General features: G+C 70.8%; 11 protein-coding genes. 5 read left to right on the top strand and 6 right to left on the bottom strand.

What is annotated here, in order from left to right; translation table 11 throughout:
- Nucleotides 1-81: 81 nt before the first annotated feature.
- Together ACFVJX_RS31950 and ACFVJX_RS31955 are read right to left on the bottom strand one after the other, a co-directional pair.
- Complete coding sequence (locus tag ACFVJX_RS31950; RefSeq protein ID WP_384126480.1) at nt 82-801, bottom strand: DUF402 domain-containing protein; 720 nt, start codon at nt 799-801, stop codon at nt 82-84.
- A 45-nt stretch (nt 802-846) separates the two neighbouring features.
- Nucleotides 847-2,262, bottom strand: a complete 1,416-nt coding sequence (locus ACFVJX_RS31955) for a class II fumarate hydratase (protein ID WP_384126479.1) — start codon at nt 2,260-2,262, stop codon at nt 847-849.
- Nucleotides 2,263-2,379: 117 nt separating this feature from the next.
- Between ACFVJX_RS31955 and ACFVJX_RS31960 the strand changes: the two genes are divergently transcribed.
- A complete protein-coding gene (locus ACFVJX_RS31960; RefSeq protein ID WP_384126478.1) occupies nt 2,380-3,906 on the top strand; it encodes a ricin-type beta-trefoil lectin domain protein in 1,527 nt (508 codons plus the stop codon).
- 93 nt (nt 3,907-3,999) lie between these two features.
- On the opposite strand, the gene ACFVJX_RS31965 is transcribed toward ACFVJX_RS31960, so the two are convergent.
- Together ACFVJX_RS31965 and ACFVJX_RS31970 are read right to left on the bottom strand one after the other, a co-directional pair.
- Nucleotides 4,000-5,301: a M18 family aminopeptidase gene (locus ACFVJX_RS31965; RefSeq protein ID WP_384126476.1), complete on the bottom strand. Its 1,302-nt coding sequence runs from the start codon at nt 5,299-5,301 to the stop codon at nt 4,000-4,002.
- 654 nt (nt 5,302-5,955) lie between these two features.
- Entirely contained in the window at nt 5,956-7,188 is a 1,233-nt protein-coding gene (locus tag ACFVJX_RS31970) for an MFS transporter (protein ID WP_384126518.1), read from the bottom strand.
- Nucleotides 7,189-7,346: 158 nt separating this feature from the next.
- Here ACFVJX_RS31970 and ACFVJX_RS31975 point away from each other — a divergent pair, with 158 nt between their 5' ends.
- Nucleotides 7,347-8,414 (top strand): LuxR C-terminal-related transcriptional regulator, encoded by a 1,068-nt coding sequence (locus tag ACFVJX_RS31975; protein WP_384126475.1) that lies wholly within the window; start codon nt 7,347-7,349, stop codon nt 8,412-8,414.
- Nucleotides 8,415-8,418: 4 nt separating this feature from the next.
- Here ACFVJX_RS31975 and ACFVJX_RS31980 read toward each other — a convergent pair whose 3' ends face one another.
- On the bottom strand, nt 8,419-10,086 hold the full coding sequence (locus ACFVJX_RS31980) for a fumarate hydratase (protein WP_384126474.1): 1,668 nt from the start codon (nt 10,084-10,086) through the stop codon (nt 8,419-8,421).
- A gap of 217 nt (nt 10,087-10,303) precedes the next feature.
- On the opposite strand from ACFVJX_RS31980, the gene ACFVJX_RS31985 reads away from it, so the two are divergent.
- Both ACFVJX_RS31985 and ACFVJX_RS31990 read left to right on the top strand, forming a co-directional pair.
- Nucleotides 10,304-10,969 carry a DUF1707 domain-containing protein gene (locus ACFVJX_RS31985; protein WP_384126472.1) on the top strand — a complete coding sequence of 222 codons (666 nt, stop codon included), beginning with the start codon at nt 10,304-10,306 and terminating at the stop codon, nt 10,967-10,969.
- A gap of 159 nt (nt 10,970-11,128) precedes the next feature.
- Nucleotides 11,129-11,500: a WhiB family transcriptional regulator gene (locus tag ACFVJX_RS31990; RefSeq protein ID WP_123461359.1), complete on the top strand. Its 372-nt coding sequence runs from the start codon at nt 11,129-11,131 to the stop codon at nt 11,498-11,500.
- A gap of 158 nt (nt 11,501-11,658) precedes the next feature.
- Here ACFVJX_RS31990 and glpX read toward each other — a convergent pair whose 3' ends face one another.
- On the bottom strand, nt 11,659-12,690 hold the full coding sequence (gene glpX, locus ACFVJX_RS31995) for a class II fructose-bisphosphatase (RefSeq protein ID WP_384126471.1): 1,032 nt from the start codon (nt 12,688-12,690) through the stop codon (nt 11,659-11,661).
- Nucleotides 12,691-12,832: 142 nt separating this feature from the next.
- Here glpX and ACFVJX_RS32000 point away from each other — a divergent pair, with 142 nt between their 5' ends.
- Nucleotides 12,833-13,351 (top strand): DUF4245 domain-containing protein, encoded by a 519-nt coding sequence (locus tag ACFVJX_RS32000; protein ID WP_384126470.1) that lies wholly within the window; start codon nt 12,833-12,835, stop codon nt 13,349-13,351.
- Nucleotides 13,352-13,508 lie beyond the last annotated feature (157 nt).

The raw sequence follows: 13,508 nt of genomic DNA on the forward strand, positions 1-13,508 counted from the left end.
TGTGTGGTGCCCGTGGATTGGGGCGCATCGGCCCTCCCCGGAGCGATCCTACGTTTGCCCCCCTGGGGTGCATCAAGGGTCTCATGACGGCATGGCGGAGGGGGTACGGTCCCAGTCATCCGGAAGCCGGTCCCATCCGTCCGGAAGTGCGGGAACCCGCCAGTGCGGATCCGGCCGCCAGTCCTCCCAGCCGTCCCGGAACGGCGTCCCCCAGTCACGGATGACACCCACCGCGGCGCGCCCCGCCGCCCGCACCTTCCGGGCGGTCGAGGGGCTCATCAGACCGACCCGCTGGGCCTGGGCGAACTCGTCCTCGTCGCGCCAGAGCCAGCTGCGGTCCGGGTAGACGGAGATGTCCAGGAAGTGGTCCTCGGAGTCGATGCCGCCCGCCCAGCGGGTACGCGGTTCCTCCAGGTTCACGTACCAGCTGCGGAACTGCCAGCCCTGCTCCCAGAACAGCCAGACCGACCACGGCTCGCCGGGCCGGGCCAGCTTCAGCACCCCGTTGCCCAGCCAGGGCGAGCGGGCGGTGGTGCGCGGAGCGGTGTACCGGGTGGCGAGCGGCTCGGCGTGCACGTCGGTGCCGTCCGCCAGCACCGGTTTCACGCACTCGGTGCCGGGCGCCACCCAGACGGCGAGCAGCTCCTCGGTGTCCTGGACGACGGTGACGGGACGGCAGATGTGCACCGGGTTCGGCGTCCGGCCGGGCGCGGGGCCCTGCCGAAGCGGCCCGTTGCCGCGGTAGCGCCACAGGATCTGATCACCCGGCGCCCAGCGCTCGATCTCTCCGGTACCTGTCATGGAGAGATCTTAGTGAGCGAGCCGTCACCGCCGCAGCGACACACGTCACGGGCGGGTCATGCGCAGCACGTCCAGCGCCTCGTCGAGCTGTTCCTCGGTGAGGTCGCCACGCTCGACGTATCCCGAGGCCAGCACCACCTCGCGGATCGTCTTCCGTTCGGCGAGGGACTTCTTGACGACCTTCGCCGCCTCCTCGTAGCCGATGTACTTGTTCAGCGGGGTGACGACGGACGGGGAGGACTCGGCGTACTCCCTGGCCCGCTCCGCGTTGGCGGTGATGCCGTCGACCGTGCGGTCCGCGAGCAGCCGGGAGACGTTGGCGAGCAGCCGTACGGACTCCAGCAGGTTCTTCGCGATGACCGGGAGCATCACGTTCAGCTCGAAGTTGCCCGCGGCGCCCGCGGCGGCGACCGTGGCGTCGTTCCCCGTCACCTGGGCGGCGACCATCAGCACCGCCTCGGGAATGACCGGATTCACCTTCCCCGGCATGATCGACGAGCCCGGCTGGAGGTCCGGGAGGTTGATCTCGGCAAGTCCGGTGCGCGGTCCCGATGCCATCCAGCGCAGATCGTTGGAGATCTTGGTGAGCGACACCGCGACGGTACGGAGCTGGCCCGAGGCCTCCACCAGACCGTCCCGCGCGCCCTGTGCCTCGAAGTGGTCGCGGGCCTCGGTGAGCGGCAGTCCGGTGACGCGGGCGACCTCGGCGATCACGGCGGCCGAGAAGCCGGGCGGGGTGTTGATGCCGGTGCCGACGGCCGTACCGCCCAGCGGCAGCTCCGCGAGACGGGGGAGCGAGGCGTGCAGCCGCTCGATGCCGTAGCGGATCTGTGCGGCGTACCCGCCGAACTCCTGGCCGAGTGTCACCGGGGTGGCGTCCATCAGGTGGGTGCGCCCCGACTTCACGACCGCCGCGAACTCGACGGACTTGCGCTCCAGGGCGGCCGCGAGATGGTCCAGGGCCGGGATCAGGTCACCGGTCACCGCGCCCGTCGCCGCGATGTGGATGGAGGAGGGGAAGACGTCGTTGGAGGACTGCGACGCGTTGACGTGGTCGTTGGGGTGGACCTCGCGGCCGAGGCGTTCGGTGGCGAGGGTGGCCACGACCTCGTTGGTGTTCATGTTGGACGAGGTGCCGGAGCCCGTCTGGAAGACGTCGATCGGGAAGTGCGCGTCCCAGCGGCCGTCCGCGACCTCCGCCGCGGCGTCCTGGACGGCCCGCGCGATGTCCGGGTCGAGCACCTCCAGCTCGGCGTTCACCTTGGCGGCGGCGGCCTTGATCCTGGCCAGGGCCTCGATGTGGGCCCGTTCGAGACGCTGCCCCGAGATCGGGAAGTTCTCCACGGCCCGCTGGGTCTGGGCCCGCCACTTCGCCTCCGCGGGGACCTTCACCTCACCCATCGAATCGTGCTCGATGCGGTAGCCGCCGTCGGCCGCTGCGGTCTTTCCGTCGTCCGTCATCGTTCAACCTCCATTGTCCAACCCCCCGAAAAAGATGAGCACTTGTCTTGTTCTATGTATTCCCAAGTCGCCTACCGACCAGTAAATACCGGGGGTAACCACAACTCGGGAGGCGCAATGAGGCGCACAAGGTACGGACTCCGGTGTACGGTCGCGGCCTTCGCGGCCGCGGCGGCGGCCCTGGGCGGGACGACCGCCGCCGCGGGAACGGCGGGCGCCGCCCAGCCCGGTACCACCACTACCTCATCCACCGCCCTGTCGCCCGAACTGGAGGCCGTCCGCGCCGCCGAGGCCACCCGGCTGTACGGCGACCCGGCCGAGCGCCCGCTCGCCGAGCGCAGGACCGGGCTGATCTCGCTCGGCGACAGCGAGATCTCCGGCGAGGGCGTCGGTACGTACGAGGCGGGCACCAACGGCCCCGACAACTGGTGCCACCGCTCGCCCGACTCCGCCATCCACCGCACCGGCATCCCGGCCGACGTCACGTACAACGTCTCCTGCTCCGGCGCGTACACCGGCAACATCGTCATCGGCGGTTCCAAGCAGTACGCCGACGAACTGGTGCAGAGCGACAACCTCGCCATCAAGGCGCGCAACACCCGTATCAAGATGATCGTGCTGGTCGCGGGCGCCAACGACGACCTCCAGTTCGGCCCGGTGATGACGGACTGCGTCGAGCGCTGGATCCTCCTCCAGGGCGTGTGCCGGTCGAAGTACGAGGGCGGCTGGCAGGCCCGCGTCGACGCCCTCGTCCCCAAGGTCGAGAAGACGGTGGGCGACCTGCGGACGGTGATGACCGACGCCGGTTACGCCACCGACGACTACAAGCTCGTCGTCATGGGCTACCCGAGCCCCATCGGCCCGGACTTCTACGACAACCCGAACTTCCCCGGCAAGCTTCCCGGCGGCTGCGCCGGATACGACTCCGACGCAGCCTGGGGCCGTAACGCCGCCGTACCCGCCTTCGAGCGCGGCATGCGCAGGGCGGCCGCCGACACCGGAGCCGTCTACCTGGACAACTCCCGGCTCTTCCACGGCCACGAGGTGTGCAGCGAGTCCACCTGGGCCCGCGGCCTCTACATCGACCTCTCGCACTTCCCGCCGGACTCCAACTCCGTACGGCAGTCCTTCCACCCGAACGCGGCGGGCCACGGCGCCTTCGCCTCCTGCCTGACCCAGATCTACGACTCGGGCCTGCGCGAGGCGAGCTGCGCCGACCCGGCGAGCACCGGCACGCCCGTGCTGCAGCCCGCCGCCTGGGACGACGTCTTCGAGCCGCTGCGGGGCGAGGCCACCAGCAGCTGTCTGGACGTCCCCGACTCGGTCACCCGGAACAACACCGGCGTCACCGGCTGGGACTGCCACGGCGGCCGCAACCAGGACTGGTGGTACGACTCCGGCACGAAGACCCTCCGCACGGAACTGAGCCACGACCGCTGCCTGGACGTTCCGGGTGCGGACTACCGGGCCGGGGCCGCCCTCATCCTCTACAACTGCTCCGGCGCGGCCAACCAGCAGTTCGTCCGGCAGTCGGGCACCCTGCGCCCGGCGGCGTCCACGGGGCTGTGCGCGACACTGGCGGGCGCCCATGACCCGCTGAGGCTCCAGCCCTGCGACGGGAGCGCGAACCAGCGCTTCGCGTAGCCGTAGCCGTAGCCGTAGCCGTAGCCGTAGCCGTGGCCCGGTCCGGGACGCGGGGAGGGGCGCACCGCACCCCTCCCCGCCAACCGTCACCCGTCAGCCGGACGTCACGAACGCGCCCAGGATCGCGGCGAGGTGCCCCGGGTCGTCCGTGCCGCACAGCTCGCGCGCCGAGTGCATAGAGAGCCCCGGCACTCCCACGTCCACGGTCGGGACACCCAGCCGGGCCGCGGTGAGCGGGCCGATCGACGTACCGCACGGCATCGCGTTGTTGGAGACGAACGGCTGCCACGGGGCACCGGCCCGCTCGCAGGCCGACGCGAACACGGCGAAGCCGGTCGAGTCCGTGGCGTAGCGCTGATTGACGTTGACCTTGACCGTGGGACCGCCGTTGGGCAGCGGACGGTGGTCGGGGTCGTGCCGCTCCGCGTAGTTGGGGTGCACCGCGTGCGCCATGTCGGCCGATACGCAGAAGGCACCGGCCAGCGCCCGCGACCAGTCCTCCTGGCTTCCCCCGCGGGCGCTGACCGAACGGCTCAGGACCCGTTCGAGCAGCGGGCTCTGGGCGCCCGTGTCGGAGCCGCTGCCGACTTCCTCGTGGTCGAAGGCGGCCAGGACGGGGATGTACGCGGACTGCTCGTCCGCTGTCGCCGCGGCGGCCAGCGCCGTGACGCCGGCGTGCACCGAGACCAGGTTGTCCAGCCGGGAGGAGACCACGAACTCCCGGTCCGCGCCCAGGTATCCGGGCGGCTGGATGTCATGGAGCATCAGGTCCCAGCCCAGCACCTCGTCCGGGTCCGCCTCCGCCGCCGCCGCGACCCGGCGCAGCAGCGCCCCCTCATCGGCCTCGCCGAGCGACCAGACGGGGGCGATGTGGCGCTGCCGGTCCAGAGCCAGGCCGTCGTTGACGGTCCGGTCCAGGTGGATGGCCAGCTGGGGCACCCGCAGCAGCGGTTCGTCGATCTGGACGAGTCTGGTGTCGGTCGTGCCGCCAGGGCCGCGCAGGGCCAGCCGGCCGGAGATGCCCAGATCACGGTCGAGCCAGGTGTTGAGCGGGACACCGCCGTAGATCTCCACCGCGATCTGCCGCCAGCCGGCCGAGCCGGTGTCGGGGGTGGGCTTGATCCGCAGGTTCGGTGAGTCGGTGTGGGTGCCGACTATCCGGAAGGGCGTGTGGGCGGGCGCGCCATCGGGGGCGTACCAGGCGATCAGCGCGCCGCCGCGGACGACGAAACTGCCGCCCGTGGCACCCGTCCACTCGTCCGTGCCCCGCAGTTCACGGAAGCCGGCCTTCTCCAGCCGCTGGGCCGCGCTCGCGACGGCGTGGTACGGGGAGGGGCTGGCCCTGATGAAGGAGAGCAGATCGTCGACGTGGCTGCGGTGGTGGACCGGCGTCATGCGGTCTCCGCCTTTCCGGTGTGGGACGGTGAAGGTTGTTCGGCCGTGCGGGTACGGAGGGTTCGGGCTGTCGCGCGGCGAGGTGCCGGACGGGCTGCTGCGGGCAGGGACCGTCGGGTGCGGCCGGGGTCGCGCGGCGGCTTCCGGAGCGGGGCGGTCGGGCGGGGTGGGTCTCCCGCGAACGGACAACTCACCGCATCGGCCCGGCACCCCGCAAGCCCGGCCGGCGGCCCGCTGCGCGAATGCGGCGGTACGGCACCGGCACCCACGGCCGGTCCGGGCGCTCCTGCGGCGGCTCCGGACCGCCCGTACGGCGACCGGCGTGCGGCTCGCCGCCCCACCCGCGTCCCGGCCCGCCGGATGGAGCCCGGACGGCACCGCCGTACCGCCTCCGCGGGATTGGCTGGAATCCGTCGTACGCGGGCGGTCGTTCCGTCGGGTACGGGCCGTTGCCCCGCTGTGCGCGGGCCTCTGACACCGGGTGCGGTGACGGGGGCGAGGGGGCGGTCGCGGGGACGAGGGGTGCGGTGGCGGGGACGTCGGGTGCGGCGGCGGGGTCGACGGGTTCGGTCACGGCGACGAGGGGTTCGGTCACGGGGACGTCGGGTTCGGTCACGGGGACGTCGGGTCCGGTCACGGGGACGACGAGTGCGGTCACGGGGACGACGGGTCCGGTGACCGCCGGCGCAGTCCCGTCACCCGGATCAGGAACACCGCGGCGACCACGAGCGCGGCGCCGTGGGACCAGCCGACGACCGTCAGCGGGGTGTAGTGGTCGAGCGCGGCGGCGACGCCGATCATCCCGGCGCCGAAGCCGAGGTTCTCCACCGTCGCGGACAGCCCGAACGCGTGCGCGCGCAGTCCGGCCGGCAGGGTCTGCAGATGCGAGGTGTACGAGACCTCCGTGAGCCCGTCGGCGGCCCCCGCGGCCAGTGCGACCGCCGCCGTGGCCACCAGCGGGAACCCCGCGAAGGCCAGGATGAAGGCCCCGGACATGAGACAGGTGCCGTAGCCGAAGCCCAGCGCCCCCACCGACCGGCCGGTACGGCGCGCGTACCGCTGGATCACCTGCTGGACCACGATGTTGCCGAGCGCCCACAGGCACCAGAAGGCGCTGACGAACACGGCCGGGCGCGAGGCGTCGAGCTCGCTGGAGTAGACCGGAAGCGCCGCGTTGTGCGAGGACGAGCCCAGCGCGTCCACGCCCCGGAGCGCCACCATCAGACCCAGCCCCGGCGCGGCGGCAAGGGCGGCGAGCGCGACGGGCCTGCGTCGCCGGACCGGTGTGGCCGCCGCGGCCGGTTCCCCGTCGGGCGCCCCGTCCGGCTCTCCCCGGTCACCGGCCCGGCCCTTTCCGCCGCCCGGGACGCGCAGCAGAGCCACCGTCACCGCGCAGACCACGAAGGTGGCCGTGTCCACCAGGAAGGCGGCGGTGTACCCGACGAGCGAGACGACCACGCCCGCCGACGCGAAACCGGCCACCATGGCCAGGGAACGCCCGGTGATGGAGAGGGAGTTGGCCCAGGAGCGCCGGTCCTCGCCCACCATCTCGGGAATGGAGCTGCGCAGCGACACCATGAACAGCGTGCCGCAGGAGCCGACCACCACGGACACCGCGACCAGCGAGGTCGTCCGCAGCCCGTCCGGCGCCAGGACCAGCAGCAGCATCACGGCGGCCTGCGCGATATTCGTCCAGAGCATCACGCTCTTCGCCGTGAAACGGGCGAGCAGACCGCCTGCCGTCAGCCCGGCCGCGAATCCGGATGCCAGTCGCACCGCCATGAACAGCCCCATGGCGAGAGCCCGTCCGGTCGTCTCGTAGACGAACAGATTGAGCGCCACCATATTCAGGAAGGTGCCGTACGAAGAGACGGCATAGCCGGCCACGAGGAATCGATAACGGCGGTCTCCGCGCCGCGATTCGGCCGATTCGGCGTCCGGCCTGCTGAGGGTGTCATCGGTACCGGGCGTCACCCGTTCATAGTCGCCGAGGTGCCGAACTTCCCAACCGCCATCCCGTATGTACAAAGGTAATCTGCATACTTGTGAAGGACGACCAATTCCGCCCACCCGCCTGCGATTGCCGCGAATCGACGGCGGAAAGCCCCGGGCGGGCCGGCTCCGTTCCGGAGCAGCCGTGCGAGACGGCGCTCGCGGCCTACCGGCGCGCGCTGGCGGCGGGCGGCCTCCCGCGGAGTGAGGTGGCGGGCTGTCTGCGGGACCTTCACCTGATGGTGGAGGACCGCGACTCACCTGGATTCATGATCCCCGTACCGCCGGAGACGGCCTCGCACGCCGCTCTCGCCCCGCTCCAGGAGGCCATCCTCGACCGGCGCCGCACGCTGCACGCCACCCGCGCCAAGCTCTCCGTCTTCGAGGCCCTGTACGCCGATGCGCACCGGCTCGAACAGCCCGCGCTCACCCGGCTCTCCGGGGCCGCCGTCATAGGCAAGGCGCTGGACGCGGCGGTGGCCGGCTGCCGGGAGCAGGTCCGCACCGCGCACCCCGGGGGCGGCCGGCCCCCGCACGTGCTCCGGGACTCGCGGCTCCGGGACCTGGGCAACCTGCGGAGGGGGATCCGGCAGCGGACGATCTACCAGCACACCGTCCGCTCGGACCGCACGACCCTCGCCTACATCGAGGAGGTGACCGCCGCGGGCGCGGAGATCAGGACGCTCGCCGAGGTGGCCGACCGGGTGATCGTGTTCGACGAAGACCTGGCGTTCGTCCCGTTCTCCGGCGAACCGGGCGACGCCCTGCGCATCCAGCACCCGTCACTGGTGCGGTTCCTGGCCCGCGGCTTCGACGAGGCATGGGCCCGCTCGGTGCCGGTGCGCCTCGAGCGGGCCCCGCTGCGCACCCCCGTCATCACGTCCGATCTGCAGCGCGCCATCCTCCAGGCGGTCGTCGACGGCGAGACGGACGCCTCGATAGCCCGGCGGATCGGGATGAGCCGCCGCAGCGTCGCCGAGCACATGCGCAAGGTCTCCGAGCAGCTCGGCAGCAACAGCCGGGCGCAGCTCGGTTATCTGGTCGCCACCTCGGGGCTGCTCGACGGAACGGAGGCGTACCGGCCATCGGGGGCGTACCGGCCGCGGCCGGCACACCCCTGAGCCGTCAGCCGAGGCCGGGGCCGCGAACCGGAATGCTGGTGAACGTCGGGGCCGGGGCGGGCTCGGTGAAGAAGTCGTTGCCCTTGTCGTCGACGACGACGAACGCGGGGAAGTCCTCCACCTCGATCCGCCAGACCGCCTCCATGCCGAGCTCCTCGTACTCGACGACCTCGACCTTCTTGATGCAGTCCTGCGCCAGCCGCGCCGCCGGGCCGCCGATGGAACCGAGGTAGAAGCCGCCGTGCGCGTCGCACGCGTCGGTGACCTGCTTGGACCGGTTGCCCTTGGCGAGCATCACCTTGGAGCCGCCCGCCGCCTGGAACTGCTCGACGTAGCTGTCCATCCGGCCGGCCGTCGTCGGACCGAAGGAGCCGGACGCGTAGCCCTCGGGGGTCTTCGCCGGACCCGCGTAGTAGACCGGGTGATCCTTCAGGTACTGCGGCATCTCCTCGCCCGCGTCCAGCCGCTCCTTGATCTTGGCGTGCGCGATGTCGCGCGCCACGACCAGCGGACCGGTCAGCGAGAGCCTGGTCTTGACCGGGTACTTCGTCAGCTCGGCGAGGATGTCGTCCATGGGGCGGTTGAGGTCGATCCGGACGACGTCCCCCGCCTCGTCCAGGTGCTCGTCCGTGGTGTCGGGGAGGAAGCGCGCCGGGTCCGTCTCCAACTGCTCAAGGAACACGCCCTCGGCGGTGATCTTCGCGGTGGCCTGGCGGTCGGCCGAGCAGGACACGGCGATCGCGACGGGCAGCGAGGCGCCGTGGCGCGGCAGCCGGACCACACGTACGTCGTGGCAGAAGTACTTGCCGCCGAACTGCGCCCCGATGCCGATCTTCTGCGTCAGCTCGAAGACCTTCTCCTCCAGTTCCTTGTCACGGAAACCGTGACCGGTGGGGGAGCCCTCGGCGGGCAGCTCGTCCAGGTAGTGGGCGGAGGCGTACTTCGCGGTCTTCAGCGCGAACTCGGCCGACGTACCGCCGACGACGATCGCCAGGTGGTACGGCGGGCAGGCGGCGGTGCCCAGGGAGCGGATCTTCTGTTCCAGGAACTTCATCATGGAGGCCTCGTTGAGGACCGCCTTGGTCTCCTGGAAGAGGAACGACTTGTTGGCCGAGCCGCCGCCCTTCGCCATGAAGAGGAACTTGTACGCGCCGCCGTCGGTCGCGTACAGCTCGATCTGGGCCGGGAGGTTCGAGCCGGTGTTCTTCTCCTCCCACATGTTCAGCGGGGCCATCTGGGAGTAGCGCAGGTTGAGCTTGGTGTACGCGTCGAAGATGCCGTGCGACAGCGCCTCCTCGTCACCGCCCTCCGTGAGCACGTTCTGCCCGCGCTTGCCCATGACGATGGCGGTGCCGGTGTCCTGGCACATGGGCAGGACACCCGCGGCGGCGATGTTCGCGTTCTTCAGCAGGTCGAGCGCGACGAACTTGTCGTTGGACGAGGCCTCGGGGTCGTCCACGATCCGCCGCAGCTGCGCCAGGTGCGTGGGCCGCAGGTAGTGCGAGATGTCGTGCATGGCCTCGGCCGCCAGGGTGCGCAGCGCCTCCGGGTCGACCTTGAGGAACGTACGGCCGTCGGCCTCGAAGGTGGAGACACCCTCGGAGGTGACCAGACGATACGGCGTGGTGTCCTCTCCCAGGGGGAGCAGATCGGAGTACGCAAACTCTGGCATTACGGCCATTCCTCACTCGGTGACAGCGGCTGACCTCCCTTGGGCAGCGCACCCACCAGGGTAGGACCCCGCCGGACGGACGGGTCTGTGAGGTAAGGCTCACCGGCGGCCCGTCCGGGGGCCGAGCCCGCTCGCGGACCCTCCCGCGGCCGTTCTCGCCCCGCCGTCGGCGCCCAGGGCCTAGTCGCGATCTATCGCGTTTGGGTACGCTGGGTCGGTGGACCTCCAAAAGCACCACCAGCAGCCCACCGCACCGGCGGAACCCGATGGCATCCGTGCCTCCGACGCCGACCGCGACCGGATCGCGGACATCCTGCGGGAAGCCATGGCCGAGGGCCGGCTGACCGCCGACGAGCACGGCGAGCGGGTCGACGCGGTCTACCGCGCCAAGACCGTCGGTGAACTGGAGCCGCTGGTACGGGATCTGCCCGCGCCGGGCGGTACGACCAGGCCCACCGCCGCGCCGTACGCGCACGACCCCGAGGCTCCGGCGGGCCCGGCCGACAACCTGGTCGCGGTCTTCAGCAGCTCCACCCGCAAGGGGCGTTGGCGGGTCGGCGGCCGCACGAACGCGTTCTCGTTGTTCGGCAGCGTGGAGATCGATCTGACCGAGGCGCTTTTCGGACAGCGTCTCACCGTGATCAATGCGACCTCCATCTTCGGAAGTGTCGAGATCCGGGTTCCCGAGAACATCTCGCTGCGCGGCAGCGGAACGGGGATCTTCGGCAATTTCGAGGTCGTCACCCTGGAATCCGGGGATCCGGAGGCGCCCGTTGTCGTCGTGAACGGCTATTCGGTGTTCGGCAGCGTCGAGGCGAAGCCGAAGCGCGGCAAGTTCATCACGGACCTCCAAGACCGTCTTCGCAAACACCTCGGCCACTGACGGAAGACGGCCGCGGGAGGAATCGATTCAGGCCGAAACCGCCCTCGTTCGTAATTTCGCGGCCCGGACCTGAGTGCCACTCAGTGCATAGGCGCGCGCACAGCGGGTAGGGACGCTGCATCGTCTTCTCGCCCGCGAAGCCGTCGTCAGGAGTGGACCGTGCTGCAACTGCCGCATCAGCCCCTGCAGGTCGCCGCCGTGCCTTCCCAGCGGACCCCCGCTCGGGAGGACCAGGCCGGTCCCTGGCATTCGGAGGCGGTGTGCCGCCGGGACGAAGCCGGGCTGTTCTTCGCCCCGTCGAAGGAGCCGACCGCTGCCCGGCTCTCGCGTGAGGAGTCCGCGAAGCGGGTCTGCGCGCGCTGTCCGGTCATGGTCGAATGCCGCGAACACGCCTTGCTGCAGCCCGAGCCGTACGGGGTGTGGGGTGGCCTCACCGCCGCCGAACGCCGTGTTGCGCTCGCCCGCCGGCGGCGGCGCGAGGCCGAGCTGAAGGCATCCGGCGCGGCCGGTCACATAGCCGCGGCCGGCTGACGGCATCCGGCCTCGACTGCGCCGCATCCCTTCTTCGTATTCCTCGTACGGGGCCGCATCCCCTTTTCGTGTTCCTCGTACGCGGCCGCATCCCCTCTTTCGCACGGAGAGGCGCCCCCACCGCACATGGGGGCGCCCCTTCGTGTGACGTGCCTACGTCACTTCGCGCGGTCGAAGTCGATCGCGCTGTAGGCACGCAGCTTTGACAGCCGGTGGGTCGAGTCGATCTTCCGGATGGTGCCCGACTTGGACCGCATCACGATCGACTCCGTGCTCGCCGTCTCCGCGCGGTAGCGCACACCCCGCATCAGCTCGCCGTCCGTGATGCCGGTCGCCACGAAGAACACGTTGTCGCCACTGACCAGGTCGTCCGTGGACAGCACCCGGTCCAGGTCGTGCCCGGCGTCCAGCGCGCGCTGCCGCTCCGCCGCGTCCTTCGGCCAGAGCTTGCCCTGGATGACACCGCCGAGGCACTTTATGGCGCAGGCGGAGATGATGCCCTCCGGGGTGCCGCCGATCCCCATCAGCAGGTCGACGCCGGTGTCGTCGCGTGCGGCCATGATCGAGCCCGCGACATCACCGTCGGAGATGAACTTGATCCTGGCACCGGTCTCCCGGATCTCCTTGACGATGCCCTCGTGACGGGGGCGGTCCAGGATGACGACGGTGACGTCCTCGGGGGTGGAGTTCTTCGCCTTCGCGACCCGGCGGATGTTCACCGAGACGGGGGCGTTGATGTCGACGAAGTCGGCGGCCTCGGGGCCGGTGACCAGCTTGTCCATGTAGAAGACCGCGGACGGGTCGAACATGGCGCCCCGGTCCGCGGCGGCCAGCACGGCGATCGCGTTCGGCATCCCCTTGGCGTTCAGGGTCGTGCCGTCGATCGGGTCGACGGCGATGTCGACCTCGGGGCCGGTGCCGTCACCGACCCGCTCGCCGTTGAACAGCATGGGGGCCTCGTCCTTCTCGCCCTCACCGATGACGACGATGCCGTTCATCGACACGGTGGAGACGAGGGTCCGCATGGCCTTCACTGCGGCGCCGTCGGCGCCGATCTTGTCCCCGCGGCCGACCCAGCGCCCGGCGGCCATGGCGGCGGCCTCGGTGACCCGGACGAGCTCCAGGGCGAGGTTGCGGTCGGGGGCCTCCGGGGAGACCTCCAGCTGGGACGGCAGATGATGCTCGGACATCGGAGCGCACCTTTCTGTACGACGACGACCGGATGAGGGTGATGTGACTCTATCGTCAGGTCGATAAAATGAGCAGACCGGGGCACGGATGAGCGGGGCGCCCTGAATTCGGGCCCGTCGGGGCTAATGCGACGATGGACCCGTGGCAAGCAAGCGAGGCAAGCAGACAGTGCGGGACATGTTCCTGTCGTTGGCGGTGATCGCCGCGGTGGCGGGCGTCGTCTACATCTTCGTTCCGCACGACGAGAAGGCCGACCCGGTCAAGGCGGTCGACTACCGGGTCGAGCTCCTGACCGCGCGGCGCGCGGCCCCGTACCCGGTGGCCGCCCCCAGCGGCCTGGCGCAGAAGTGGAAGCCGACCTCGGTCAGTTACGAGCGCCAGGCCGGCGACAGCTGGCACCTGGGCTTCCTCGACCCGGACGGCAAGTACGTCGCGGTGGAGCAGTCCACGTCGCCGGTGAAGAAGTACGTCACCGAGGTCAGCCAGGACGCGAAGAACACCGGGCGCACCCAGCAGGTCGCCGGGGAGACGTGGCAGCACTGGGAGGGCCCGAAGTACGACGCTCTGGTGCGCCAGGACAAGGGCGCCACCACGGTGGTCACCGGGTCCGCCTCGCCGGAGCGGCTGGCGGAGATGGCGGCGGCGCTCAAGACGTCCTGACGTCCTGACAGTTCTGGTGTCCTGACCGTCCTGATGTCCTGACCGTTCTGGTGTCCGGGTCGGGTCTATGCGGGCATGCGAGGCGGGTCGACGGGTCGGCGGGTGGATGTGGGCATGCGAAAGGCCCTGGAGCGCGTGCTCCGGGGCCTTTCGCATC

It is taken from the genome of Streptomyces sp. NPDC127177, from assembly GCF_042672475.1.
Taxonomy (GTDB): Bacteria; Actinomycetota; Actinomycetes; order Streptomycetales; family Streptomycetaceae; genus Streptomyces.

Coding starts and splice junctions, on each gene's coding strand:
- ACFVJX_RS31955 (WP_384126479.1), bottom strand. CDS start 2,262: ATGACGGACGACGGAAAGACCGCAGCGGCCGACGGCGGCTACCGCATC.
- glpX (WP_384126471.1), bottom strand. CDS start 12,690: ATGTCCGAGCATCATCTGCCGTCCCAGCTGGAGGTCTCCCCGGAGGCC.
- ACFVJX_RS31960 (WP_384126478.1), top strand. CDS start 2,380: ATGAGGCGCACAAGGTACGGACTCCGGTGTACGGTCGCGGCCTTCGCG.
- ACFVJX_RS31950 (WP_384126480.1), bottom strand. CDS start 801: ATGACAGGTACCGGAGAGATCGAGCGCTGGGCGCCGGGTGATCAGATC.
- ACFVJX_RS31980 (WP_384126474.1), bottom strand. CDS start 10,086: ATGCCAGAGTTTGCGTACTCCGATCTGCTCCCCCTGGGAGAGGACACC.
- ACFVJX_RS31965 (WP_384126476.1), bottom strand. CDS start 5,301: ATGACGCCGGTCCACCACCGCAGCCACGTCGACGATCTGCTCTCCTTC.